General features: G+C 62.9%; 23 protein-coding genes. 11 read left to right on the plus strand and 12 right to left on the minus strand.

Annotated features, from left to right (window positions below):
• The first annotated feature begins 45 nt into the window (after window positions 1-45).
• Together CBM2588_RS04930 and CBM2588_RS04935 are read left to right on the plus strand one after the other, a co-directional pair.
• Window positions 46-1,203, plus strand: a complete 1,158-nt coding sequence (locus CBM2588_RS04930) for a CaiB/BaiF CoA transferase family protein (protein ID WP_115679621.1) — start codon at window positions 46-48, stop codon at window positions 1,201-1,203.
• The gene (locus tag CBM2588_RS04935; RefSeq protein ID WP_115679622.1) at window positions 1,200-2,183 is read left to right on the plus strand and encodes a Bug family tripartite tricarboxylate transporter substrate binding protein; all 984 of its coding nucleotides are present in this window, start codon (window positions 1,200-1,202) and stop codon (window positions 2,181-2,183) included. Before CBM2588_RS04930 ends, CBM2588_RS04935 begins: the two co-directional genes overlap by 4 nt.
• Before the next feature lie 70 nt (window positions 2,184-2,253).
• Here the strand turns inward: CBM2588_RS04935 and CBM2588_RS04940 are convergent, their stop codons facing one another.
• Entirely contained in the window at window positions 2,254-3,729 is a 1,476-nt protein-coding gene (locus CBM2588_RS04940; RefSeq protein WP_115679623.1) for an MmgE/PrpD family protein, read from the minus strand.
• 224 nt (window positions 3,730-3,953) lie between these two features.
• On the opposite strand from CBM2588_RS04940, the gene CBM2588_RS04945 reads away from it, so the two are divergent.
• The 6 genes from CBM2588_RS04945 (at window position 3,954) to CBM2588_RS04970 (ending at window position 9,129) form a co-directional block, all read left to right on the plus strand.
• On the plus strand, window positions 3,954-4,889 hold the full coding sequence (locus CBM2588_RS04945) for a LysR family transcriptional regulator (RefSeq protein WP_115679624.1): 936 nt from the start codon (window positions 3,954-3,956) through the stop codon (window positions 4,887-4,889).
• 157 nt (window positions 4,890-5,046) lie between these two features.
• Complete coding sequence (locus tag CBM2588_RS04950; RefSeq protein ID WP_115679625.1) at window positions 5,047-5,517, plus strand: MaoC family dehydratase; 471 nt, start codon at window positions 5,047-5,049, stop codon at window positions 5,515-5,517.
• 181 nt (window positions 5,518-5,698) lie between these two features.
• Window positions 5,699-6,574: an HpcH/HpaI aldolase/citrate lyase family protein gene (locus tag CBM2588_RS04955; RefSeq protein ID WP_115679626.1), complete on the plus strand. Its 876-nt coding sequence runs from the start codon at window positions 5,699-5,701 to the stop codon at window positions 6,572-6,574.
• A gap of 26 nt (window positions 6,575-6,600) precedes the next feature.
• The gene (locus CBM2588_RS04960; RefSeq protein WP_115679627.1) at window positions 6,601-7,062 is read left to right on the plus strand and encodes a MaoC family dehydratase; all 462 of its coding nucleotides are present in this window, start codon (window positions 6,601-6,603) and stop codon (window positions 7,060-7,062) included.
• Window positions 7,063-7,086: 24 nt separating this feature from the next.
• Window positions 7,087-8,253 carry an acyl-CoA dehydrogenase family protein gene (locus tag CBM2588_RS04965; RefSeq protein ID WP_115679628.1) on the plus strand — a complete coding sequence of 389 codons (1,167 nt, stop codon included), beginning with the start codon at window positions 7,087-7,089 and terminating at the stop codon, window positions 8,251-8,253.
• A 72-nt stretch (window positions 8,254-8,325) separates the two neighbouring features.
• Entirely contained in the window at window positions 8,326-9,129 is an 804-nt protein-coding gene (locus CBM2588_RS04970; protein ID WP_231942105.1) for an IclR family transcriptional regulator, read from the plus strand.
• A 39-nt stretch (window positions 9,130-9,168) separates the two neighbouring features.
• Here CBM2588_RS04970 and CBM2588_RS04975 read toward each other — a convergent pair whose 3' ends face one another.
• The 8 genes from CBM2588_RS04975 to CBM2588_RS05010 all read right to left on the minus strand — a co-directional run bounded on the left by CBM2588_RS04975 (window position 9,169) and on the right by CBM2588_RS05010 (window position 18,262).
• Window positions 9,169-10,116, minus strand: coding sequence for an IclR family transcriptional regulator (locus CBM2588_RS04975; RefSeq protein WP_439897426.1), 948 nt, complete (start codon window positions 10,114-10,116; stop codon window positions 9,169-9,171).
• A 157-nt stretch (window positions 10,117-10,273) separates the two neighbouring features.
• On the minus strand, window positions 10,274-10,513 hold the full coding sequence (locus tag CBM2588_RS04980) for a hypothetical protein (protein ID WP_197717957.1): 240 nt from the start codon (window positions 10,511-10,513) through the stop codon (window positions 10,274-10,276).
• A 416-nt stretch (window positions 10,514-10,929) separates the two neighbouring features.
• Window positions 10,930-12,408: an aldehyde dehydrogenase gene (locus CBM2588_RS04985; RefSeq protein WP_115679630.1), complete on the minus strand. Its 1,479-nt coding sequence runs from the start codon at window positions 12,406-12,408 to the stop codon at window positions 10,930-10,932.
• A 26-nt stretch (window positions 12,409-12,434) separates the two neighbouring features.
• Complete coding sequence (locus tag CBM2588_RS04990) at window positions 12,435-14,057, minus strand: GMC family oxidoreductase (protein WP_115679631.1); 1,623 nt, start codon at window positions 14,055-14,057, stop codon at window positions 12,435-12,437.
• A gap of 13 nt (window positions 14,058-14,070) precedes the next feature.
• Entirely contained in the window at window positions 14,071-15,357 is a 1,287-nt protein-coding gene (locus CBM2588_RS04995; RefSeq protein WP_115679632.1) for an MFS transporter, read from the minus strand.
• A gap of 161 nt (window positions 15,358-15,518) precedes the next feature.
• Entirely contained in the window at window positions 15,519-15,731 is a 213-nt protein-coding gene (locus tag CBM2588_RS05000) for a hypothetical protein (RefSeq protein WP_115679633.1), read from the minus strand.
• Window positions 15,732-15,751: 20 nt separating this feature from the next.
• Window positions 15,752-17,188 carry an amidase gene (locus tag CBM2588_RS05005; RefSeq protein WP_172583561.1) on the minus strand — a complete coding sequence of 479 codons (1,437 nt, stop codon included), beginning with the start codon at window positions 17,186-17,188 and terminating at the stop codon, window positions 15,752-15,754.
• Window positions 17,189-17,377: 189 nt separating this feature from the next.
• Complete coding sequence (locus CBM2588_RS05010; protein WP_115679635.1) at window positions 17,378-18,262, minus strand: LysR family transcriptional regulator; 885 nt, start codon at window positions 18,260-18,262, stop codon at window positions 17,378-17,380.
• Between the two features lie 108 nt (window positions 18,263-18,370).
• Here CBM2588_RS05010 and CBM2588_RS05015 point away from each other — a divergent pair, with 108 nt between their 5' ends.
• Window positions 18,371-19,294 (plus strand): alpha/beta hydrolase, encoded by a 924-nt coding sequence (locus tag CBM2588_RS05015; protein WP_115679636.1) that lies wholly within the window; start codon window positions 18,371-18,373, stop codon window positions 19,292-19,294.
• A 1,054-nt stretch (window positions 19,295-20,348) separates the two neighbouring features.
• Here the strand turns inward: CBM2588_RS05015 and CBM2588_RS05020 are convergent.
• Together CBM2588_RS05020 and CBM2588_RS05025 are read right to left on the minus strand one after the other, a co-directional pair.
• Complete coding sequence (locus CBM2588_RS05020) at window positions 20,349-20,783, minus strand: transcriptional regulator (RefSeq protein ID WP_115681400.1); 435 nt, start codon at window positions 20,781-20,783, stop codon at window positions 20,349-20,351.
• Window positions 20,770-22,950, minus strand: coding sequence for a GNAT family N-acetyltransferase (locus CBM2588_RS05025; protein WP_115679637.1), 2,181 nt, complete (start codon window positions 22,948-22,950; stop codon window positions 20,770-20,772). The genes CBM2588_RS05020 and CBM2588_RS05025 overlap by 14 nt, the downstream gene beginning before the upstream one ends.
• A 545-nt stretch (window positions 22,951-23,495) precedes the next feature.
• Between CBM2588_RS05025 and groES the strand changes: the two genes are divergently transcribed.
• Together groES and groL are read left to right on the plus strand one after the other, a co-directional pair.
• On the plus strand, window positions 23,496-23,786 hold the full coding sequence (gene groES / locus CBM2588_RS05030) for a co-chaperone GroES (RefSeq protein ID WP_008644494.1): 291 nt from the start codon (window positions 23,496-23,498) through the stop codon (window positions 23,784-23,786).
• 47 nt (window positions 23,787-23,833) lie between these two features.
• On the plus strand, window positions 23,834-25,477 hold the full coding sequence (groL, locus tag CBM2588_RS05035; RefSeq protein ID WP_115679638.1) for a chaperonin GroEL: 1,644 nt from the start codon (window positions 23,834-23,836) through the stop codon (window positions 25,475-25,477).
• A gap of 85 nt (window positions 25,478-25,562) precedes the next feature.
• Here groL and CBM2588_RS05040 read toward each other — a convergent pair whose 3' ends face one another.
• On the minus strand, window positions 25,563-25,772 hold the full coding sequence (locus CBM2588_RS05040; RefSeq protein WP_115679639.1) for a hypothetical protein: 210 nt from the start codon (window positions 25,770-25,772) through the stop codon (window positions 25,563-25,565).
• Window positions 25,773-25,790: the final 18 nt, after the last annotated feature.

Below are 25,790 nucleotides of genomic sequence, written 5' to 3' on the forward strand. Positions count from 1 at the left end.
GATTGCAGGCGCGCGGACACCGGGCATAGCTATCAGGAGACAATCGTGGGACCACTTGCTGGAGTGCGCATCGTGGAGCTGGCGGGCATTGGGCCGGCTCCCTTTTGCGCCATGTTGCTTGCAGACCTCGGCGCGACGATCATCCGCGTCGACCGGAAAGAGCCATCGGGGCTGGGCCTGTCACGGCCGCTGCAGTTTGATCTGGTGTTGCGCAACCGAAAGTCGATCCAGGTCGATTTGAAGGATCCGGCCGAGCTGGAGCTGGTTCGCACGCTGATCGACAAGGCGGACGCTCTGATCGAGGGATTCCGCCCCGGGGTCACCGAGCGGCTCGGATTGGGGCCTGATGCATGCCTCGCGCGCAATCCGAGACTGGTGTACGGCAGGCTGACCGGCTGGGGTCAGGATGGCCCGCTGGCCCAGACGGCCGGGCACGATATCAACTACATCGCGATCACCGGACTGCTCAATGCGATCGGGCGTGAGGGCGAGCCGCCGACGGTACCGCTCAATGTCGTCGGCGACTATGCCGGCGGCTCGGTCTATGCCGCACTTGGCATCGTGAGCGCCATCCTCGAGGCGCGTACCTCCGGCAAGGGGCAGGTCGTCGATGCGGCAATTGTCGATGGCGTGGCGTCGCTGCTGACGGTACATACCGGGCTGCGCGCGGCCGGCCTGACCGGACCTGTGCGAGGCACCAACCTGCTGGATTCCGGGGCGCCATTCTACGATGTCTACGAATGCGCCGATGGCAAGTACATATCGATTGGCCCGATCGAGGCCAAGTTCTACCAGCAACTGCTGGAACGACTGGAGCTGGACCCGTCCGCCCTAGGTAAGCAGGCAGACCGCGCTGACTGGCCGGCCGCTCGCCGCTTGTTTGCTGCGCAGTTCAAGACGCGGACCCGTGCACAGTGGACGGCGTTGCTTGAAGGCAGCGACGTATGCTTTGCGCCCGTGCTCGACCAGGAAGAAGCGTTCGAACATCCGCACCTGAAGGCGCGCGGCACCTTTGTCGAGGTGGATGGCGTGATGCAGCCGCGCCCGGCGCCGCGCTTTTCGCGTACGCGCGCCGCCGATCCGGTGCCTCCGGCCGCGGCCACCCCGGAGAATGCCGCCCTGGCACTGGCTGAATGGCTGTCCAGGGAGGAGCTTGACAACCTGGCGGCCGCAGGCCGCATCCAGAATGGAGCAACGCAATGATGAAGCGCCGCACCTTCCTTCAGTCGCTGCCGGCGCTGGCGGCTATGCCGGCATCGTTCCCGGCTTCGGTGCTCGCCCAGGCTTATCCTTCCCATCCGGTGCGAATCATCGTACCCGTCAGCCCTGGCTCGGGCAGTGATGTTGTGGCGCGCTATATGAGCGCCGAGCTGACGAAGGCCACGGGCTCTGCGTTTGTCGTGGAGAACCGCCTTGGCGCGAGCGGGATCATCGGCACGGATTTCGTGGCCAAGGCGGCACCGGACGGCTACACGCTGTTGTGCACGTACGCCGCGCACTATTCGAACCAGTGGGTCGAGAAGACGCCATACGATGCGGTCACGGACTTCGCACCGGTCGCGCGGCTGGGCATGTCGGCGCTGCTGCTGACTACCGCGGCCAATTCGCGGTTCCGCACGGTCCAGGAGGTTATCGCGGCGGGGAAGCGCAAGCCCGGGAGCGTGTCCTTCGGGTCTTCGGGAAATGGCACCACGTCGCACATGGCGGCGGCGCTGATGAGCAGCATGGCCGGCCTTGAGATGACCCACGTCCCGTACAAGGGGCCGGCGCAGGTCGCGGTCGATACGGCGAGCGGCCAGGTCGATGTCGGCTTCGGGGGCGTGGCCTCGTCGCTTGCTCTGGTCAAGGCGGGACGATTGCGCGTGCTGGCAGTCACCAGCCTGCAGCGTTCGAGCCAGCTTCCGGGTGTCGTGACGATGGACGAGGCCGGCCTGAACGGCTTTGAGCTAATCTCGCCGATCTGGGTCATGGCGCCGCGGGGCACGTCGCCTGCCATCGTCACGCAACTGTCCAGGGCAATGACCGCGGCGGCTGCGACGCCCGCGTTCAAGTCTTACTGCATCGGGCAGGGCCTGGAGGTCGATGTCGCGGATGCCGCTGCGGTTCGCGCCAGTGCGCCGGCCGAACTGGAACGGTGGAAAAAGCTGGTGGCTCTGACACAGGCCAAGACAAAGGCCGGCTGAAAGCCGGCCGATAAGTCTCCGACAAGGAGAGCGAGCCGAGCCCGGTCGGCTCGCTTGCTCTATCCGAAACTCAGTGCGTCAAGGCCATCAGGTCTGCGGCTTTGATTCGCGGATCCATCTTCCTGAGCGTCGCCAGCAACGTCTGCGCCCGGTCTTCGCCAAGCACGTCAACCGTCAGCTCCATGAACTTCGCGTCCTGCTCGGCTTCCGACATGGGATTCGCCTGGGAACCGATCGGATCTTCCACGAATACGTGCTCGGAGGTGCCATCGCGGAAGGTCACGGTGACATCGGCGACGAACTTCCCGGGGTAGCGTTGTTCGAGTTTCGGCGCCTCGGTAATGCCGATGCCGCGCGCCACTTCCTTCACTGGGCCCATGTCGAGTTTGCCGGCCAGGTAGTCGCGATGCACCTTGTAGCCATTGCCCATGCCGAGCACGGCGAATGCCATCTGCGTTGGCAGGCTGAACTGGACGTGCTCGATATTCTTCGGTTCGTACGCGTTGGCATTGGCGGTGCCGACCACCACGTTGAAGGCGGGATGGATGCGGGCCTGGATGTCAGCAATGTCGGCGCGGCGCGCCGCGAACGGGCGGATTGCGTCGATATACGCATGGGTGCAATAGCAGGCGCAGTACGCTTTGAGCCAGACCGTGCCGATCTCGAACGGCTGGCCGAGGCGGAACCGCTCCTCGGCCCGGTCGTCCGGGCCACGCTGCAGGAAGGTTCGGAAGAAGCCCTTGTTGCCGCTCAGGAAGGCGCGCGGCCCCGTGATGCCGGCCTGCGCCATGTCGGCCGAGACCATGCCGCTGCGCGTCCCGATGCCGGCGTGCACCCGCTTCACCGAGCCACCGGTGGAGGTGTATTCGGTAGTGCCGGCCGCATGGCTCAGCGCGATGGAGAGCGCGTGCAGGGTGGTTTCCGCATCGAACTTGCGCAGCTTGGCCGAGACTGCCGCGGCGCCAAAGCTGGACAGTACGGCATGCGGGTGATAGCCGCGCTTGAGCAGGTCTGGCGCCGCCAGCACGCCGATACGGGTGTAGACCTCGTAGCCGGTCACCATCGCAGTGATGACCTCCTCCAGGGTCGAGCCCAATTCCTCGCCGAGCGCGAGCGCCGCGGGAATCACGCAGCTGCCGGGATGGCTGGCGCTGGCTCCGTGCGCATCGTCGTATTCGAAGCCATGGCCATAGGCACCGTTGACGAAGGCGGCGTCCGCGGCACTCATGGTGGCTGTGCTGGCGGCGACGTGGCTGCGGCCGGGGTGTTGCTGGGCGGTGGCAAACGCGAGTACCTGGTGCGACCATGGCATCTGCGAGGTGCCGATCTGCAGGGCGAGTTGGTCGCGCATGAGCCGGCTCACCCCTGCATGGGCCGGCGCGTCGAGCTTGTCGAAGGTCAGGTCCCGGATCAGGTTAACCACAGCCTGCTCGAGAGGTGGGCAATTGACCGCCGAACTGGAATCGGATTGGTTTGTAGTCACAGGTGCGTTCCCGGGGAAAGTGTCATTGATGCGTGCCGCGTCGATGGCGACATGCACTGGCATGGCGACCAGATTCCTCGCACGCATTGGGGCTGTCAATCCAAGGCGGGCCCCGGTTCCGTACAGTGAGCGCAAGCGTGCCCCCGCCCGGCCGCGGCAGCTGTGCATGCTCGCAAGGCATGACGGTATACTCGCGGTGAGATTCGCGGGCACGCAGCACGATGCTGCTACGCAACATGCGAAGCCTGACCCGGCCACAGACCGGTTCCAGCACTGAAGGAGACACCATGAGCACGCTGAGCGTGCATGGCCTGACCCGGCGGGTCGACCTGTTCACCCTGCGGCTGTTCCTGACGGTGGTGGAAGAGCGCCAGATCCGCCGCGCTGCCATTCGCGAGAACATTGCCGCCTCCGCGGCAACCAAGCGCATCCAGGATCTGGAAGACCTTGCAGGCGTGCAGTTGTTCGAGCGCAATCCCAGCGGCGTCGCGCCGAGCGCTGCGGGCGAAGTCCTGGCGCGCCATCTGCGCCTGCTGTTCGAGAACCTCGAGGACATGCGCCGGGAACTCGGCGAATTCTCCGAAGGCGTTCGTGGCCATGTCACCGTGGGCACCACGGGCGCCGTCATCATCCAGTACCTGGCACGCGAGATCGGCGAATTTTCCCGCAACTTCCCGCTGGTCGAGCTCGAGCTGAAACAGGACGCCAATACCAACCTGGTGCGTTCGGTGGTGGCAGGGGATGTCGACCTCGCGGTGTATATCGTCAGCCCGGATATCGACGATGAGCCGCTGGACAGCCTGCCGTATCGCGTCGACCGCCTGGTCGCGCTGGTGCCGCATGGCCACCCGCTGGGCGACCAGCCCGAGGTGGCCTTCGCCGACCTGATCCGCGAGTCGTTCATTGCCATGCATCCGAACACCACGCTGATGTCCGATGTCAACCGCGCCGCGCGCGAGATCGGCCGGGTGGTGCATCCCAAGTTCACGATCAATGGTCCCGAGGCGGCGCGCAGCCTGGTTGAGGCGGGCCTTGGCGTGACCATCCTGCCGGAGTGCATGGTCTCGCTTGAGGCCAGCACGCGCTCGACTGTGCTACGGATCCCCGAACCATGGACGACTCGCAGCGTGCGCATCGGCACGCGCCGCGGCAAGGCGGTCACGGCGGCGACCCGCGCGCTGATCCGCCAGCTGACCGAGCAGCCTGAGCCGGGGTCATCCTGAGCCGAGCGGCATACCGGATGCCGGATCGCGGTTGGCGAATCGCCGTGTCGCGGAACAAAACTTGGCGCCTCGCCGCCTGCTGATTACCCTTGAGGCGTGACGGGATGCTGCGTCGTGGCATGCACATGCAAGTCCCGTCTTTCAAGGGAATGCACCCATGTCAGACGCCGCGACCGGCCGCTACTTCGAGGATTTCGTCATCGGCAGCGCCTGCCGGCATGCCATCCGCAAGACCATCTCGGAGGCCGATAGCCTCCTGTTCAGCACGCTGACCTATGGCATGGAGCCATTGCACGTGGACCAGGCGTATGCCGAAGCCGCGCCATATGGCATGCGTGCCGTCAACAGCATCCTCCTGCTGGGGTTGGCATGCGGAGTCGGTGCGGCCGGACTGGCACGGGGCCTGGTGCCGGGCACCGTTGCCTTCAGCGACGTGCGCTTCACGCGGCCCGTCTTCATCGGCGACACCATCCATGTTGAGAGCGAGGTGCTGGACAAGCGCGACGACCCTGCGCGCCCCGACGCCGGCCTGATCGAACTGGAGCGTCGTGCCTATAACCAGCGCAACGAGGTGGTAGCCAAGTTTCGCTGCCTGCAACGATTGCCGAGACGCCACCCGGCGGGCTGAAGCCGTCGGTGCATCGCCGGTTCGCGCAATGCGAATCGGTGGTTCGTCAGTCACTACTTGAGTCAAACCATCTGGCCCATCTAGCATCAAGGCCACGGGATCTCCCAAAAATTTTTTGCCGTTTATCTAACGGGTGTAAGGCAGTAATCGTTACCAGGAGACGAGGATGAGTGTAAGTGCCATGAAACCGATACGATCCATGATGTTCGTGCCGGGCAACAAGCCAGACTGGATCGTGAAATCGGTGGCAGCCAAAGCGGATGCGCTGATCCTGGACCTGGAGGACAGCGTGCCGCCGGCCCAGAAGGTCGAGGCGCGTGAGATCGTCAAGTCCAAGCTGGACTGGCTAGCCGGGCAGAAACCGCGCATCTGGGTGCGCATTAACCGCAGCGCGCATCTATACGACTACGAAGACATCCTGGCCATCGTCAGTCCGGTGGTAGAGGGCATCGTGATCTCCAAGCCTTGCGGCCCCGAGGACATTCATACCGTCTCGTCCATGCTGGCCGAGGCCGAATACCGCGCCGGTGTACCGGTGGGCCACACCCGGGTGATCCCGCTGCTGGAGACCGCTCGCTCGCTGCAATACGCCTACGAGATTGCCCAGCACGAGCGCGTGCCCGCCATCGTCGGCGCCACGGCCAAGAACGCCGATGTGGCCCGTGCCCTCAAGACCGTCTGGTCGCTCGAAGGGCGCGAGACCTTGTACCTGAAGTCGCGCATCGTCATGGCCGCACGTGCGGCGGGCAAGCTGCCCATCGGCGGAGTCTGGCAGCAGGTGCATGACCTCGAAGGGCTCAAGGTCTCATCCGCCAATGACCGCCAGCTTGGCATGAGCGGCGAGCTGGTGCTGCATCCCTCCAACGTCGACATCGTCAACACGACCTACAGTCCCACCGAGGAGGAAGTGGCGTTCTACAAGGGAATGATCGACGCGCTGGAAAAGGCCCAGGCCGAGGGTCGCGCCTCGTGCATCTATGACGGCGAGCACATCGACATCGCGCATGTGAAGACGGCGCGCGAAATCATCGAGCTCGCACGATCGTTCGACAACTGATAGTGACCATCCAAGGAGGTAGAAAAATGGCAGGCCTTTACTTCGAAGAATTCAAGCCCGGCATGGTGATCGAGCACGCCATCCGCCGCACCGTCACCGAGACCGACAACGTCCTGTTCTCGGCCATGACCTACAACTGCGCACCGCTGCACATCGACGCCGAATACAGCAAGAATACGTTCTATGGGCAGCGCCTGGTCAACAGCATGTTCCTGCTGGCGTTGGTGGCCGGCATCACGGTGTACGAGACCACGCTGGGCACCACGCTGGGAAACCTCGGCTTTGGCGAGATTGCTTTTCCCAAGCCCACCTTCCACGGCGACACCATCCGCGTCGAGACTGAGATCATCGAAACTCGCATCTCCAAGAGCCGCACGGACTCCGGCATCGTTACCTTCCGGCATGTTGCCAGGAATCAGCGCGATGAAATCGTCTGCACTGCCGTGCGCACCGGCCTGATGATGCTGCGCCCCGCCGACAAGGCCTGACCTGACACCTGCTGGAGTAAAGCGATGGATTACCAACTCAGCGCCGATCAGCTCGCCATTATTGATGCGGCAGAAAAGATCTGTGCGGATTTTCCGCTCGAGTACTGGCGGAACAAGGACAAGAACCACGAGTTTCCGCACGAATTCTTCGAGGCTGTTGCCAGTGGCGGCTGGCTCGGAATCTGCATGCCAGAGGAGTTTGGCGGCGCGAACCTTGGCGTGACCGAAGCCGCGCTCTTCTTGCGTACCGTGGCCCAGTGCGGCGGGCAGGCCGGAGCTTCCACGATCCACATGAACATCTTCGGCTTGCAGCCGGTCGTGCATTTCGGCACGGATGCGCAGAAGAAGGCCTGGCTGCCGCCCTTTGTTCGTGGCGAACACAAGGCGTGTTTCGCGGTCACCGAGCCGGACACGGGCCTTGATACCACCAAGCTCAAGGTCGTGGCGAAGAAGCAGCCCGATGGCAACTACCTGATCTCGGGCAAGAAGGTCTTCATTTCGACCGCGCAGGTCGCTGACCACATGCTGATTCTCGCGCGCACCACGCCGGTCGAGGAGGTCAAGAAGCACGGCGAAGGGTTGAGCCTGTTCTACACCAAGCTCGACCGCAAATATGTGGAGATTCGGGAGATCGACAAGCTTGGCCGTGCCGCTGTCGACACCAACGAGTTGTTCATCGACGATCTGCCGGTTTCCAAAGACTCGCTGATCGGTGAAGAGGGCAAGGGGCTGAAGTATATCTTCCACGGCATGAATGCGGAGCGCGTTTTCGTTGCCGCAGAGCAGGTCGGTATCGGCCGCGCGGTGCTCAAGCTTGCCACGCAATACGCGAGGGACCGTGTCGTCTTCGGTCGCCAGATCGGCAAGAACCAGGGTGTCCAGCATCCGCTGGCCCGCAACTGGGCGGAGCTCGAGGCTGCCAACCACATGCTGCTGGCGGCGGCCGGTCTTTACGACAAAGGGATCTCCTGCGGCTCGGAGGCAAACGCGGCCAAGCTGCTGGCCTCCGAGGCCTGCTTGAACGCTTGCCAGACCTCCATCCTCACGCATGGCGGCTTCGGCTACGCGAAGGAATATCACGTCGAACGATTTATGCGCGAAGCCTGGATCGGCTACATTGCGCCGGTCACCCCCCAGCTTATCCTGTCGAACATCGCCGAGCGCAAACTCGGGCTGCCGAAGTCTTATTGACGAGCTGCGGCAGGCAGCCGGGAATAACGGCTCGGTCCAACGAAGGCCGGGCCGAAGAAAATGGAGACAGTCATGGCAACCGTTCAAGTCTTGAAGCCATCGACCCGTAATCTCGACAAGGGTGACGTGCGGGTGGTGCCGCTGGCCCGCGGCCTGGCCGTGCTGGCTGCATTCAGCGCTGACCATCCGTGGATGGGCAACCACGAGATTGCCGTGGAGACTGGCATTCCGGCGCCTACCGTGTCCCGGATGCTGCATTCCCTGGCAGCACTCGGCTATGTGTGCTACGACGAGAGCCGGCGCAAGTACCGGCTTGCGTCGGCCGCATTGACGCTGGGCTACGCGGGCGTCTCGGGCGGCGGCGTGCAACGCGCCGCCCGCATCGAGATGCAGAAATTTGCCGACGCCAGCGATACCCATGTCATCCTGGGTGCGCGCGACCGGCTCGATGTCATCGTCAATGCATCGCAGGTTGGCAAGAACGTCTATCTCGACACGCATCTTACCGCCGGGATCCGCGTGCCGATTGCTTCGTCCCCAATGGGCTGGGCGCTGCTCGCCGCATTGCCGGAAGGGGAGCGCTTCTACCTCCAGAGCAACGTCGAGCGCAAGAGCGGCCGTGACTGGCCGTCGCTGCGCAGGCAGATGGCGGAAGGCATGTCACAGCTCCACCAGTACGGCTTCTGCATGTCGCCTTGCGGGCGCGAGCTGGCTTCGGTCGCGGTACCTGTCAACGTGCCGGGACATCCCTCAGTGGTGCTGGCTAGCGTTGGACGCAGCGCGAGCATGAATCGCGCCAGGATGGAGAGGGAGTTGGGCCCGAGGCTCGCTGCGACGGCGCATGCCTTGGAGGAGCGCTTGAGCACGCGTCACTGATGCCGCAGTGACGCCCGGGAAGGCGCCGCGGCATGACCGTCAGATCCGCGTATCGACATCCCGCAGCAGTTCGACGAGGTCGGCTGCCGCGGCCTTCAGCACAGGCGCGAAGCGTTCTGTGATGGCTGCCATGTCCGGCTCCAGCTCAACCGCGCCGCAGCTCAGCGACATCAGTGTGGCCGCACGTCCCACTGTGACAGGCAGGGCGATCCCGTAAGCGTTGCGCTGATACTTGCCCAGGGAAGTACAGACTCCAACGGTCTGCAGGTCCTGGAAGGCTGCGGCGATGCCGCGTTCGAGTTCGGCGATGCGCGCGCCATTCGCGCGCTTGAGGGTTTCCAGATATTCATGCCGGGCATCGGGGTGCAAGCCCCACAGCCAGGCACGGCCGGTTGCCGTCCAACCCATCGGCAGCAGCGAGCCCACGCCGAGGCGCAGAGTCGCAATGCGCGAACTGGTTCGATGTGCAATATAGAGCATGTCGAGCCGATCGGGCACGGCAAGGGCGACCGACACATTGAGCCGGTCCGCCAGTTCCTGCAGGAAGGAATGCACGCGATCGGTGACCGGGTTGGTTTCCAGGTAGGTGTCGCCGATGTGGAGCGACGCCGGGGCGAGTTCGAATTGCGTGCTGCCGACAACGCGGCGCAGGAAGCCCAGTGCGACCAGGGTGGTGGTCAGGCGCGACACCGTTGCTTTCGGCAGGCCGGTACGCTTGACGATCTCGCTGTTTGTAAGCGGGGTGCGCTCGGCACGGAAGGCACGGAGCACATGAAGGCCCCGCTCCAGGGTCATCGTGATCTGTGCGGGACGTGTCATGAATGGGTTCGCATTGGCGCGCGATGTGTTTTCCATACCATTGGAACCGATAGTAGAGGCGGCAGCCGCGCGGCTCAAATGCCTATTCGCGATCTGGCGATTGCCGAAACGCGATCCGGGCCGGCAGGTGTTCGCGGGGCGGCGAACCACGATTTCGTTGATTGCCAATTGATGCGGCGCGGAACCACCTATACGGTTCACGCCAACCGCCTCTGCAGCCTTCTCACTTGTAATCCCTGTGGCGCTTTGCTCCCCAAAACCTAGTGATTCCGGTATCCGCGCCATGTGATGGCGCGCATTGGCCGGATGGATGACGTAACCGTGTTCAGAAGAGGAATATGCCCTTGCCCCCAGCCTGGCCGTCGAAGCGACGATACGCCTCGTCGGCTTGTTCGAGTCGCCAGTGGTCAGTGAGCAGCTTGTCCACGTCCACGCCATGACGGGCGATGAAACGGGCGCATTCCTTCATATCGACCACCGAAAATGTGTATGAGCCCATCACCGTCCGTTGCTTGCCGATCAAGTCCTTCATCGCGTCGACGTTGAGATTCCCGCCGACCGCCATTAGAGCGATCCTCCCCCATGTCCGAGTGCAGCGCAGGCCTGCTGTCTGGGCGCTTCACCGCCCGCGCAGTCCATTGCACAGCTCACGCCCTTGCCACCGGTGAGTCGGAGGATTTCCGCCACGCATCCCATGAGTCAGACAATATCAAATGCGCAGATGCCGGCGTTCGTCGGCGGCACCGTCTTGCCCGATAGGGGTGGCACCCACTCGCCGCCAATCAGCAACCGTTTGGTATGTTTCCCGGCTGTTGTTGTCATAAGACGGAATTGCCGCCTGCGATCTCGTGCCCGTGTGACATCGCGTGTCCAAACCGCCGCTGAGAAGGATGTCGTTTCGCTCGAACACGATGTCGTACTACTCGAGAAGCCGGATGATCAACGAAGCAGCCGCAAAACGATCGTTGCCGGACGCAGCAGTCAACCAAGCAACTGGTCAAGCACGATCGTCTTGGACTCCAGGAAGGCGTTGAGTCCTTCAACTCCGCCTTCACGCCCGATCCCGGACTGCTTGAAGCCGCCGAAACCAATCGAGAAATCCGTGCGCGATGCGTTGTGTCCTACGGTGCCGGCTCGCAACCGTCGCGCGACATCCTGCGCGCGTTGCGTATCATGCGTGAACACCACGGCGTTCAGGCCAAAGATGGTGTCGTTGGCGAGCTCGACCGCCTGCGCCTCGCTGTCCGCCGGAATCACGGACAGCACGGGACCAAAGATCTCTTCCTGTGCAATGGTCGAACGGTTGTCGACGTTGCCGAACACCGTGGGCTCGAAGAAGAAGCCGCGCTCGAGGTGACGGGGGCGGGAGCCGCCCGCAGCCAGGGTAGCGCCCTCGCCAATGCCCCTGGCCACATAGCGCTCTACGGTCTCGCGCTGGCGCGCCGTCGCCAGCGGACCGACGGTCGTTGCGTCGTCGAACGGGTCGCCCAGCACCATGGCGCGCGCCATCTCGCTCAGGGCCGCGACCATGGCGTTGTGCCTGGCACGCGGGACGATGATGCGGGTCAGGCTGTGGCAAACTTGTCCGGTGAGGTAACCGAAGCAGGCGCCGCCGATGGTCCTGGCCGCCGCGTCGATGTCGTAATCATCCAGAATCACCGCCGGTGATTTACCTCCCAGTTCCAGCGTGACCCGTGCCACCCGTTCAGCCGCCGCCGCGCCAATGCTGCGCCCCGCCGCCGTCGAGCCGGTGAAGGTGATCTTGTCCACGCCCGGGTGGCGGACCAGGGCTTCGGAAACGTTGCGGTCGGCGGTCACCATGTTGACCACGCCGGGCGGCAGGCCGACCTCCTCGCATACCTGGGCGAAGAGATAGGCGGAGGTTGGGGCCTCGGGCGACGGCTTGATGATGACCGTGCAGCCCGCCAGCAGCGCGGGTGCAACCTTGTACGCGGTCAGTGCCGCGGGGCCATTCCAAGGGACAATGGCCAGCACTACGCCCACGGGTTCCTTGAAGCTGTAGGCCTGGTGTCCGGTCGCCGACCGATGCGGCTCGACAAAGGGGTAGGTCAGCGCCATGTCGGCGTACTGGCGGAACGCCCCGCCGACAAACTGGCCGATACGGGGCCGGGCTATTTTGTGCAGGATGCCTGATTCGATGGTCCAGCCGCGCGCGAAATCGTCATTCAATGCCTCCAGGCGTTGCGCGATCTTCTGGAGGTAAGCTGCTCGCTCCTGTGGCGTCAGTCGCGGCCATGGGCCCTTGTCGAACGCCTGGCGTGCAGCCTCGACAGCCCGCACAGCGTCTGCGGTGTCGGCCATGGCAATGGATGCGGCCACGGCTTCGGTGCTGCAATCGAGGACCTCGAACGCCTCGGTGTTGCCGGAAGGGACCCATTGGCCGTCGATAAAGAAGCAGCCGGGATGCGTCAGCGGGATGGTGCGCTCGGTGTTCTTCATGGTTTAGCGTTTTGTTATGTGCGGAATCAGGAGATGACGGCGCGCGCAGGCACCGCATCGGCACGGATCATGTCCGCGGCTTTCTCGCCGATCATGATGCATGGCGCATTGGTGTTGCCTGCGACGATCCTGGGCATAATCGATGCGTCGACGACCCGCAGCCCTTGCACCCCTCGCACGCACAGCCGCGCGTCCACCACGGCGAGTGGATCGCTACCCATCTTGCAGGTGCCGACCTGATGCCAGCCGCTGTTGCCGCTGGTCTTAAGGTGCTCTAGCAACTGCTCGTCCGTATCGGTCGATGCCCCCGGTATTATCTCGGCGACCACGCGCGATGCCAGCGGCTGCGCCTGGACGATCTTTCGCATGATCCGCATGCCAGCGATGGTGCGACGAATGTCGCCGGGGTCGCTCAGGTAGTTGGGATGAAACGCGGGCGCTTGCAGCGGATCTCGCGAGGCCAGTTCCATATGACCGCGCGAGTCCGGCGTCAGTAGCACCACCGAAGCGCCGATGGCCGCAAAATCGTCGACCACCGGCTTACCGGACGGCGTGAACCTGAATGTCATCGGGCTGACGGTCAGTTGGAGGTCGGCTTCCGGACGGCTGGCCTCGCTGCGCGCATAGGCTGTCACCGGCGCTGCCCCCAGCGCGAGGTAGCCACCATGCGTGAGCAGGTAGCGTGCGCCCTCCAGGTACTTGTGCACGCCGCGCAACCGGTGGTTGTAAGAGCTTTTCGGCGTGACCCGCCATGAGAGCGACCCGAACCAGTGGTCCTGCAGGTTGCGCCCCACGCCGGGCGACTCGACGGCAGGCGCGATGCCATGCCGGTGCAAGGCCGCGCCATCACCAATGCCCGATAACATCAGCAGATGCGGTGAGGCGAGGGCACCTCCAGACAGTATTACCTCGCGCGCGGCGGCGATCCTGCGCGACTGGCCGTTCTCCAGCACCTCGACGCCGGTTGCCTGGCCGCATTCCAGCACCACCCGCGTCACCCGCACACCGGTGCGCACGGTCAGGTTGTGCCGGTGGCGTACCGGTTCAATAAAGGCGTTGTACGAGGTGTGGCGGCGGCCGTTGCGAATGGTGTATTGCCGGTAGCCGACGCCCTCGTGGGGCGGTCCGTTGAGGTCGTTGCTGCGCGGGATGCCAACGCTCTGCGCGGCGATGATAAAGTCATCCGCCGTCGGATGCCTGACCGCGGGGTCGCTCACATGCAACGGGCCATCGGCGCCGTGGTATGCATTGGCGCCGCGCTGGTTCGCTTCCGAGCGGACGAAATAGGGCAGGACGTCGGCCCAGCCCCATCCTTCATTGCCCAGAGCCGCCCAGTGGTCGAAATCGCCCGGCTGGCCGCGCATGTAGATCATGCCGTTGATCGAGCTGCTGCCCCCAAGGCCCTTGCCGCGCGGCCAGTACACCTTGCGCCCGCCCAGCGTTGGCACGGACTCGGTATTGAAGGCCCAGTTGAACTGCTTGTCCATGAACAGCTTGCCGGCGCCCGCCGGGGTGCGCACCCAGAAGTTGTCCATTTCCGCGCCAGCCTCCAGCAGCAGCACGCGCACGGAGGGGTCCGCCGACAGGCGGCTTGCCACCACGCATCCGGACGAGCCGGCACCCACCACGATGTAGTCGTAGATTTCCATGGGGCAAGACGCTTTACCGGGTCTTCGGGATCAGCGGCACGAACACTGCCGCCATCACCGCCGGGATGATGAACGCATAGAAATTCCAGTGCATCCCCAGGTTCGAGCCGACGATCCATCCGCCGATCAGCGGCCCGAGGACAGAGCCGAACCGGCCGAGCGCTTGCGAAGCCCCGAGCGCCGAGCCCCGGCAGGAAGTGGGGAAGTGCGTAGCGATGTAGCCGTAGACGAGCGAGCTGGTGCCGATCGAGCCGATCCCGGCGCCGAATACCGCCAGCATCAGCCATTCGAACTCCAGCTTCTGGCTGAGCGCAACCAGTGACAGCACGCCGATGGCGAAGAACGGAATGATCACGCGCTTCGAGCCCAGCCGGTCGGCGAGCCAGGAGCCACCGAGCATCCCCACCACGGCGCCAAGCTGCATCACCAGCAGGAACTGCAGCGAAGAGCCAAGCGGATAGCCCGCTTTGCGCATCAGCTGCGGCAGCCACGCATTCAGCCCATAGACGATCAGCTGCACACAGAAAGTCACGAACGCGAACAGCATCGCGGAAGCGCGGAAATCGGCCGACAGCAGCAGGCGGTATCCACGCGCGCCTGCGACCTTGTCCTGCGACCGGCGCTGCGCCTCCTGCTCGCGCACGATCTGGTCGAAATCGAGCGAATAGCGCGTGGCCAGCTTGCGCGCCTCATCCATGCGGCCGCGGTCGACCAGGAAGTTGACCGACTCGGGCAGGGCCACGTACATCACCGGCAGGATCAGCGCATAGAAGCCGCCCAGCGCATAGAGCGTGCGCCAGCCATGCGACTGCAGTAGGGCAATGGCGACGAAGGCACAGATGATGCCGCCCACCGAATAGCCAGTCAGCGTCAGCGCGTTGTACCACTGGCGCCGGTTGCGCGGCGCATATTCGACCGTGAGCGCCACGGCTGAGGGCACCACGCCACCCAGCCCGATGCCGGTAAGGAAGCGGGCCGTTCCCAGGAACAGCGGGGAAGTCGCCAGCGCGCAGACGACCGAGCCGAGCGAGAACCACAGCACGCCGATCATGATCAGCTTGCGCCTGCCGACGCGATCGGTCAGGGGGCCGGCCGCCGCCAGGCCAACCATCATGCCCACCAGGGTCCAGCTTCCGATCATGCCTGCCGCGGCGGGGCTCAGGCCCCAGCCGGGCTCTTCCAGCAGGCGCGGAATGGTGGCGCCGTAGACGATGAGGTCATAGCCATCGGCCACGAGCGTCAGGAAACATAGAATGACGACGGACAGACTGCTTCGGGTTGGCAGCGTTGCTTGATGCATGGTGTCTCCTCTTTGCCGTGTTATGGGTGCTACGTTGAGCGATGCCAGCACGCCCCGATGCGGGACCTGGAACGCCCGCAGCAAGGGTAGTGAGGGGTCGCTGTCGCGCCAACTGGCCGTTTTCGAAACAGCGATTCGTATCGGTCGAAGCCGGCGGTCCCTCAGTCGCGAGAGGGGGCTGGCATGAAGTTCCTGGGGTCGTAGACGTGTGCCGGCTCGTCGGCACGCGGCCGGTTGCGGCGCAGGCGCGCCAGCGCCGGTTCGATGGCCTGATATGCCTCGACCAGTTCGTCGAAGCATCCGGGGTCAAGATGAAGCCCGGCGGCTTTGGCGAGGACGGCAATCTCGTCACGGGTCAGCAGATCGTGGGTCATATTCGCAGGCGGCAGGCCGTTCAGAGGGTTGGGGGAGTAAAGCCGCGCAAGCCGTGGTGACGCTCGAAGGCATCGCCTGCGCGAAGCAGGGTGGCTTCGTCAAACGGCCTGGCCGACAGCTGCAATCCCAGCGGCAGCCCGCCAGCGGTGTAGCCGCAGGGAACGCTCAGCACCGGATTGCCAGCCAGGCTGAACGGCATGGTGATGGGTGGCCGGTGTGCGAAGCGGCCGCCTGCCGCAGGGTCGTACGGCTCGGCTTCCTGCATCCAGCCGGCTGTCAGCAGCAGCTCTACCTGCCGGAACTCGGCGAACATGCGCGTGACCAGCTCGGTGCGCCAGCGCAGAGCCTGGACGTAGTCTTCAGCGCGCAGCAGTGCGCCGGCGATGATGCTTTTGCGGAACGGGCGGCCGAACAGATATGGATAGCGTTTCAGGGCGCCCTCGTGTACGGCGTAGAGCTCGCTCAGGCCAATGATCGTCTTGCAGTCGATGTAGTCCTGCAGCGCATCGAGCCGCACCTCTTCGACGTGCGCGCCCAGGCGCTCGAGCGTCCGGACCGCGCCATGCATGGCCGCCTCAACCTCGAGCGTGGCCACGCCGGCATACCACTGGCGCACGAGACCGATGCGCAATCCGCTGATATCACCGGTCAGTGCGCCGCGATAGTCCGACACCGGCTCGTCGATGCTGGCAGGATCGCGCGGGTCGTGGCCGGCCATGGCACCGAGCATCAGGGCGCAGTCTTCCACGGTGCGCGCCATCGGACCGCAGTGATCGAGCGAAAACGTGTTGGGATGCAATCCGCGCCGGCTGATGCGACCGTAGGTGGGCTTGAGCGCCACGATGCCGCAGACCGCGGCGGGATAGCGCAGCGAGCCGCCTGTGTCCGTACCTACCGCCGCGGGGACTTGGCGTGCAGCCACGGCCGCGCCCCCGCCCGCCGACGAACCACCCGCTAGGTACGCAACGTCCCACGGATTGCGCGGGGGAGGCCAAGGCAGGTCCCAGCAGGGGCCGCCTTGCGCGAACTCCCATGTTGCCACCTTGCCGATGACGATGGCGCCTGCCTGTTCCAGCAGGGAGACCACGTGGGCGTTCTCTTGTGGCACATGGTCCTGCAGCAGCCGCGAATTCGATGTCGTGCGGATCCCTGCGGTATCGATGTTGTCCTTGATGGCGAAGGGGATGCCGTCCATGCCACCGCGATAGCCGCCGTTGCGGATGCGAACCTCAGCGGCGCGCGCGGCGGCGCGGGCCTGGTCGGCCGTCACGGTGACAAAGGCGTGCAGTCGTGTGTCGAGTGCCTCGATCCGATCGAGACAGGCTTCGACGATCGCGACCGGAGACAGGGTGCCTCGCCGCAGCCGTGCGCCCAGCTCGGCGATGGTCAGGGCAGTGAGGTCGCCCTGGTCGACGTGATCGGCGTGGTCAGCGCAGACTTCGAGTGGATCAGCCAAGTCCTTCCTCCCCGGGGCAAGGTGAATGTACCGCCGTGCGCGCCGATGACAGCCACGACTGGCGCTACAGGTGACGATGGGCAGTTTTGGCATCGGCCGCTCATCCGTCAATTCAGCCTCACAGAGCGTCCCGTACATCGAAAGGGACGGCTCCGACCTGCCCCCCGGCGGGAGCGTCGCCTACGTCTTTCAGTACCGCAGCGCCTCGACCAGCAGCGAGAATGCCGACGAGGCGTGGCGCCGGTTGGCGTAGTACAGGTGGTAGCCCTCAAATGTCTTGCGCCACTCGCCCAGGACCTGGATGAGATGTCCCGATGCGATCTGTTCGCTGACGTATGCCTCCGGCAGGAAGGCCAGCCCTAGGCCTGCCACGGCGACATCGCGTATCGGCGCGATGCTGTTGAACACCATCGGCCCGTCAACCTTGACGCGATGCTCCTTGCCCGCCTTCATGAACGTCCAGGGAAACTCCCCGTGCGTGGGCAGCCGCAGGTTAAGACAGGCGTGCGTAACCAGGTCAGGCGGGCGCTTCGGTGCCGCATGCCTGAGGAAATAGGACGGTGCACCGACCACGGCCATGGGAACGTCCGGGCCGATGCGCACCGCGATCATGTCTTTTTGCACCAGCCGGCCGCGCCGTACTCCGGCGTCAAAGCGGCCGCTAACGATGTCCGTCAGGCCATAGTCCGTGGTGATCTCGACCCGGATCTCGGGATAGTCCGGCAGGAAGCGCGCGATGGCTGGCTGCAGCACGCTCTGCACCGCATATTCGTCTGCCGTCAGCCGGATGGTCCCCGCGGGCTTCCCGGCCAGTTCCCCCATCTCCGCGAGGCCGGCATCGATCTCGCCCATCGCAGGACCGATCCGGTTCAGCAGCCGTTCACCGGCTTCGGTCAGCGACACGCTGCGTGTCGTGCGCGAGAATAGTCGCAGGCCCAGGCGCGCCTCCAGCCCTCGGATGGTCTGGCTGAGCGCCGATTGCGACACACCAAGCCGGGCCGCTGCGCGGGTAAAGCTGGAGGCTTCGGCTACCATCAGGAAGGCTGACAGGTCCTTGAGATTGTTGATGTTCATTAAGAATCCCTCCTTATAGCGGTAAGCGGATTCTGCTGGATTATCACAAGGCGTTCCGGCCTCTACCATCCATCGTGTTTCCCCTTCTCACGACTCTGGAGCGATGCCATGTCGAAAGCAGTCAAATTCAGCAACAAGTACTGGGCCGTGGCGGCCGACCTGTACCACCCGGCCGGCTTCGACGCACAGAAGCAATACCCCGCCATCCTGTGCGCCCACCCGATCAGCAGTTGCAAGGAGCAGACCGCCGCGATCTATGCCGAAAAGCTGGCCGCGCTGGGTTACGTTGTGCTGGCATTCGACGCCTCGCACCAGGGCGCGAGTGGCGGCGAGCCTCGCTACCTCGAAGACCCGGCCTCCCGTGTCGAGGATTTCCGCTGCGCGGTGGACTACCTGGTGACGCTGGGCTATGTGGATGAAGCGCGCATCGGCGTGCTGGGGATCTGCGGCGGAGGCGGGTACGCCGTCAATGCCGCGATGACCGAGCGTCGGATCAAGGCGGTGGGCACAGTGGTGGCGGCCAACTACGGCCGCATCATGCGCGAAGGCGACCAGTCCCCGGATGCGGCACTGAAGACGCTTGAAGCGATTGGCAGGCAACGCACTGCCGAGGCCCGCGGCGCGGAGCCGGCGATCGTCACCTATATCCCCGCCTCGGTGGCGGAAAGGGAGAAGGCCGGGATCACCGACATCGATATCGTCGAGGCGGTCGAGTACTACACCACGCCGCGCGGGCAGCAGCCGGGCTCTCCCAACAAGCTGCGCTTCTCCGGGCTACAGGCGGCGGTGGGTTTCGATGCCTTCCACCTGGCTGAACACCTGCTGACCCAGCCGCTGCAGATCGTGGTGGGCAGCAAGCCCGGGGCTTTCGGCTCGCTGCGTGATGGCTACGAACTGTTCAGCCGTGCGCGTTCCGAGCGGAAGAACCTGTTTGTGGTGGAAGGGGCAAGCCATTATGACCTGTACGACCAACCGGAATATGTTGAACAGGCCATGGCAAAGCTCGGGCCGTTCTACCAGGAGAACCTCTGAGATGCCGGCCGCATTCCGACAGGCGGGAGCCTTTGACCGGTTGCATTGACTTGCACCGGTTCCGGGACCACGCTGGCATCCACTGACCCGTCCGAAGGAGACAGATGATGCAGCCTCACAGTGGTTCCGAAGACGGTGTGCCGACCAATCTGCCAGCAGAAGCCACTGCCACCATCGCCTGGCATGTCGCCCGCGTGCGAATGCGCGGGTTGATACAGCGGACACGGAAGCGCTACGCCGCTTGGCCATGCAAGAACCTAGCGGATCCGGTTCGGCAGGGTAGCGGAACACTGTCGATACCTATAGCTGTATCGCGAAATGGGCGGCGGCAAGACGCAGGCAACCTGATCACTATGCCGTACTCGCATCGGCTCAGTACGTTTTTGCCTGACTAAAGGGGAATGCTTACGATCCCTCTGAGCTGGCAAGTTTGCAGCGCGGCCAGTTCGTTAGTTGGGGTGCAGCGAGAACGAAGAACCGACATCACGCCGCTTATGTCGTCCTCTCCGGATGTGGGAGTGAACGGATTTGGTCGTGCAAAAAGGCATCGGCTTCAATTGTTCCTTCGCCCGCAGATTGCCGCGATTGTCGTCGGATCAGCGATGAGCGACCGCCTTTAACTATGGAGCGGCCATTGGAGTGTCTGTCGGCGCAGGCAGGCGAGTGGCGGAAGATGGCCGTTCTCGGCCGTCAGCCCACAGGAAAGCCGCATCTCCGTGACCTTGGGCCAACCCTAGAAGCACGAGTTGGCTGGTGCCGGGAGCAAGAGCTTCCTTTGAATAAGGCTGCACGGCGTTTCAATAGAGGCGGGGACTGCTGCTCCGCTGCGGCCACAATATTGAACCCGCAAGGGCCGCAGTGCGTCGTGTAACGGTTTGCCGCGCGCGTCCTTTCCCAGCGAACGTGCTCCCCGTCGCGGCTAATGGTGATGGGCTAGCTAGGCTGGTCACGGCTAAAAGAAGAACTACGTCACTAGCGGAGTCGACTCGCTTGTCAGGCGGGCAGGCACTAATGCAGAAGCTTGCTGCCGGCTGTAGGCATGGGTTCATTGCACCTACATTCTCGACGCCATAACGCGGGTCAAGGAACTCGTCGCGTCTATTCGGGTGAAGAACTGAGGCGGATGGAATCTGGAAGAGGCGTCTCGAAGGGCATCAAGTGGGACAGGGTCCTGCATTCGTCGCACATCTTTCAGTTCAAGGACAAAAGCTGTTTCTAGGCCTTCCACATAGTCGAAGAACTCAGCCTTCTTCAGGCCAGAGCATTGACCAAACCGTCGCCAGATCTGGCTCGGAGTCAGCGTATGAGTTGCCGCAACCACAGCGCGGCCCACTACGCTACCTACTGGTTGTTTGACATAGAGCCAGACAACGGTCCCGCTGACAACATGCATAGTTCGTCTTCGCAACTCAACGCGCTTTGTTCCAGCCAGGATATTGTTTGCATGCCGCTCGTCGAGCGAAATCAGGACATGGTCATTCGTGCTCATATCCATAAGCCTTTGCAAGAATACTTAGAACTTGATTGCTATCGATAGCTTGAGTGCTGAGTAGCTTAACGGGGGTGCCGCAGTTTAGTTGTCGCAGTGTTTCGCCGTAGACAGGGCGCGGAAGAATATTCAGATTGTCGAACACGGTGACTGTACGAGTGTCTGTCTTTCCGATGGATTCGAGTTGATCTGGCTCGAATACAGACGCGTCCAACTCTGCATGCCCCATAGCATCTCGATCCTGCAGGTAGGAGCGTACTACTCGACCTACGGCAACAATTCCTCCCAACCCTCCTTTTGTCTGGGACTCATAGAAGAACATCAGTGTCCCAACCGCAAATTTCGAGAGCGTCTTTGGGTGGCTGAGGTAGTGGCGCTGCTGATACATCTGCACTCGTGGCTGAGGGAGCAGAGATCCTTGGGGCAGATGCTGGAGAAGGTGTTCGGCAAACTGTCTGCGAACCGGTGTAATGACCCCTTGGCGCCCGCGCAGGCAGAACAAGCCGGGTGCAAGCATGCTTTCGAGCTTCAGGAGTGGAACGTGAGTCCTATTGCCATTCGCAGTGTAGACCTCAATGTGTTGATTGACGCTTCTAAACGCGGGCGAGTCTTGTGGCAAGCGAACTCCTGAGGCTGCGAGTAACGCTTCTCGTTTCTGCTGCCAATTCTTGTCGGTCACTAGCCCATTAATGACAATCTTTTGTAACTGAGCTTGATAGCCGTCGCTGGCAGTAAATCCGAGGGAGTGGGCTTCGGCGCGCATAAGCGATTGCGAAGCTGGAAACCCCAAGCGGATGAGCACGATGGCATCGGAAGGAATTTGTTCATTAAGTTTACTCAACATCAGCCGCGCGCAGTCAGTTGCAGCCGCGGATCGTTCCTCAATGGCCACCATCGCAATGATAGTTTTCTGGTCAATCGTGTGGCGCCAAGTCAAGTAGCCGACAATGCCGTCGTCACTTCGTGCAACGTAGCGGCGGATCGTCTGCGGGGAACTGTCTACCGTTGCCCATTCCGCCAATTGTTGTGACGGGGGGACGTTCCACTTAGACAGCATGGCTCTGATGTCTGCGTCGTCAGTGCTCTGGGCTTCGTTAAACGTTAAGACCCGATCAGGTTTGGTTCCAAACGCTGTGATTTCGACGGGGTGTGGCTCCTGAAGAGTGAACGCCGAAGGAGATAGAACATCAATTCCATACCTGTCTCGAAGATCGCCTGCGGCGCCCAAGATGGTTGCGTCACTCGTTACCAGACCCTCCAGTCCATGGGAGATTGCGGTTGCTAGATGCTTTAGATCGGATCTATCGTTAGGGGTAAGTGCGTTGCGTTGGCTTCTTTCGCGAAATACGAGCGCTTCAAGTTCTGTGGTGAGCTGTTCGGATCCATCCTCGAGTACCGGGTATGCGGGCAGGATCGATGCGAAGTCTTGCATAGGGTCGGTCTTGCCCGGAGGGCAGGACCTTGCCAGTTCGTTGCGAATTTCGGAGCTGATCGCAAGGCTACATACTTGCATTCGCTCCGCGCGAAACAGGTTGACGACATCGTTGCGTCGCTGTCTTCGAGGTCCCAGATCGAACAAGACGTTCATATCCAGGAGATACGTTGGCTTGCCAGTTCCTGCAACGAAATCGAGACCAAGTGGATTCATTGAGCTGATTCCGCTTACACCGAAGAGTTGTGGTGAGGCAAGTTCATGGTTCCGTACCACGATCATGCGCCTCCGCTTACCGCGGCTGCCTCCTCCGGGCTCAACGCGCTGAACATAGAAATTCTGTGCTTCCCAAAACAGATTCGATTCGGATAAATCTTCCGCCACACGCGCTTCAATCGAGACGTACTGGAGATCTGTCAGATGTCGTTTGAGTCTTTCAACAAGCCTTTCACCTAACCCTAATCCGCGGAAGCTTGGGGCGACAAAAACCTGGAGTATCTTTGCCCTTGGCTGTCTAAGGTCAAAGAGTAGATGTCCCGCATATTGACGCTCGTCGCCATTCTCGTTTGCCGCGACAAAGAGGTTTCCTTTGGTCGCGTACTCTAGATAGACCGAACTTGGGAAAAAACCGAGCGCGTCCTTGGCTGAATCGGCCGCGCTTCTAACACGCTCAACGAATGGAACGACATCCTGTCGTTGAGTCAGTATCGATACACCCCTCTGCAAGTTGTCCATGACTCTGCTGTTTGAGTTGTCGCCGATGGAGTGTATCCGGAAGATCACAATTACTAAGCAGGGAACAGTTCCTCGATCGAGCCGTCGGAGCCCTCACCAAATGTGAGTGGACGACACACCTGCATTCATACTGTACATATATACAGCATGAATGCAGGTGTGTCTTCTTTCCAGATGGGTTAGCAGTAAGAGTGCCGGCCTGAGGGCGGCGTGACTGCGGTCGGTTCTTGTCGAGTTGTAGCCCCGCGGGGGGGGGTACCTAACCCATTGAAAAATAAAGGGATACAAGCCAAGTGACGATCAGGGCAGTTCAGAGTTGAGCGAACGAAGTTCAAAGTTGAGTGAATCTCGACAGCTGCGCCCGTCCTCCGGGAAAACCCGCATCCAGCGCCTGTCTTGAAATGCCCCTACCCCGTCCCTATAATTAGCACTCGTCAGGGGTGAGTGCTAACAGCCCTCTGCGACACCTGAACATTTCTGACGGCCGTCGCCTCGGTAGCCGGCCGATTTGTGATCAAAAACTCACTTTGTATCTAGGAGTCCGTATGAATCTGCGTCCTCTGCACGACCGCGTGATCGTGAAGCGTCTGGACAACGAAACCAAGACCGCGTCCGGTATCGTGATTCCCGACAACGCTGCCGAGAAGCCCGATCAAGGCGAAGTGCTGGCAATCGGTCCCGGCAAGAAGGATGACAAGGGCAACAACATCGCCCTGGACGTCAAGGTCGGCGATCGCGTGCTGTTCGGCAAGTATGCCGGCCAGGGCGTGAAGGTGGATGGCCAGGAACTGCTGGTCATGCGCGAAGAAGACATCATGGCCGTGGTCAACAAGTAATCCGTTACTTGTAGCCCCACCCGTACAGATTTCAGGAGATTCAGAACATGGCAGCAAAAGACGTAGTGTTTGGCGACGCCGCCCGTGCCAAGATGGTCGAAGGCGTGAACATCCTCGCCAACGCAGTCAAGGTGACCCTGGGCCCGAAGGGCCGCAACGTGGTGCTGGAGCGCAGCTTCGGCGGCCCGACCGTGACCAAGGACGGCGTGTCCGTGGCCAAGGAAATCGAGCTGAAGGACAAGCTGCAGAACATGGGCGCCCAGATGGTCAAGGAAGTGGCTTCCAAGACCAGCGACAACGCCGGTGACGGTACCACCACCGCAACCGTGCTGGCCCAGTCGATCGTGCGCGAAGGCATGAAGTTCGTCGCCGCCGGCATGAACCCGATGGACCTGAAGCGCGGCATCGACAAGGCTGTCGGCGCCGCCGTGGAAGAGCTGAAGAAGATCAGCAAGCCCACCACCACCAGCAAGGAAATCGCCCAGGTTGGCGCGATCTCGGCCAACAGCGACGCCTCGATCGGCGAGCGCATCGCCGAAGCCATGGACAAGGTCGGCAAGGAAGGCGTGATCACCGTCGAAGACGGCAAGTCGCTGGCCGACGAGCTGGAAGTCGTGGAAGGCATGCAGTTCGACCGCGGCTACCTGTCGCCGTACTTCATCAACAACCCGGAAAAGCAGGTTGTCGCCCTGGACAACCCGTTCGTGCTGCTGTTCGACAAGAAGATCAGCAACATCCGCGACCTGCTGCCGGTGCTGGAGCAAGTGGCCAAGGCTGGCCGCCCGCTGCTGATCATCGCTGAAGACGTCGAAGGCGAAGCCCTGGCGACCCTGGTGGTCAACAACATCCGGGGCATCCTGAAGACCGCCGCCGTCAAGGCCCCGGGCTTCGGCGACCGCCGCAAGGCCATGCTGGAAGACATCGCCATCCTGACCGGCGGCACTGTCATCGCCGAGGAAGTCGGCCTGACGCTGGAAAAGGCGACCCTGAACGACCTGGGCCAGGCCAAGCGCATCGAGATCGGCAAGGAAAACACCATCATCATCGATGGCGCCGGTGACGCTGCTGGCATCGAAGGCCGCGTGAAGCAGATCCGCGCCCAGATCGAAGAAGCGACCTCGGACTACGACCGTGAGAAGCTGCAAGAGCGCGTGGCCAAGCTGGCCGGCGGTGTTGCCGTGATCAAGGTTGGCGCTGCCACCGAAGTCGAAATGAAGGAAAAGAAGGCCCGTGTGGAAGACGCCCTGCACGCCACCCGCGCTGCGGTGGAAGAAGGCATCGTCCCCGGCGGTGGTGTGGCCCTGCTGCGCGCCCGCGCCGCGATCTCGGCACTGACCGGCGACAACGCCGACCAGAACGCCGGTATCAAGATCGTGCTGCGCGCGATGGAAGAGCCGCTGCGCCAGATCGTGCTGAACGCCGGTGAAGAAGCTTCGGTGGTCGTTGCCAAGGTGATCGAAGGCAAGGGCAACTACGGCTACAACGCCGCCTCGGGCGAGTACGGCGACCTGGTCGAAATGGGCGTGCTGGACCCGACCAAGGTCACCCGCACCGCACTGCAGAACGCCGCTTCGGTGGCTTCGCTGATGCTGACCACCGACTGCGCCGTGGCCGAAACGCCGAAGGAAGAGTCGGCTCCGGCAATGCCGGGCGGCATGGGCGGCATGGGCGGCATGGAAGGCATGATGTAATCCATCCCCGGCCAACTGCCCGCGAGGGCAGGCTGCGATGAAAAAACCCCCGCGGGCGCGAGTCCGCGGGGGTTTTTGTTTGGGTCTAGCCGCGCTGCGCTGGATGCCCCGGCACAACCCGCGCCGGCACATGCATGCGCGCGGCCAGCATCGGTACCACCGCCACGGCGTAGGCCGCGGCAACGAGGAAGTAGGTGGATTGCAGGCCGAGCGCCTGCGTACCCCAGCCCCCCAGCGCGATACCAGCCACCTGCGACAGCTGGGTGACGCGGATCTGGGAGTCCTGGTCGTGCATGCCGTGTCTCGCGCAGTC

The organism is Cupriavidus taiwanensis (assembly GCF_900250075.1).
GTDB lineage: Bacteria > Pseudomonadota > Gammaproteobacteria > Burkholderiales > Burkholderiaceae > Cupriavidus > Cupriavidus taiwanensis_C.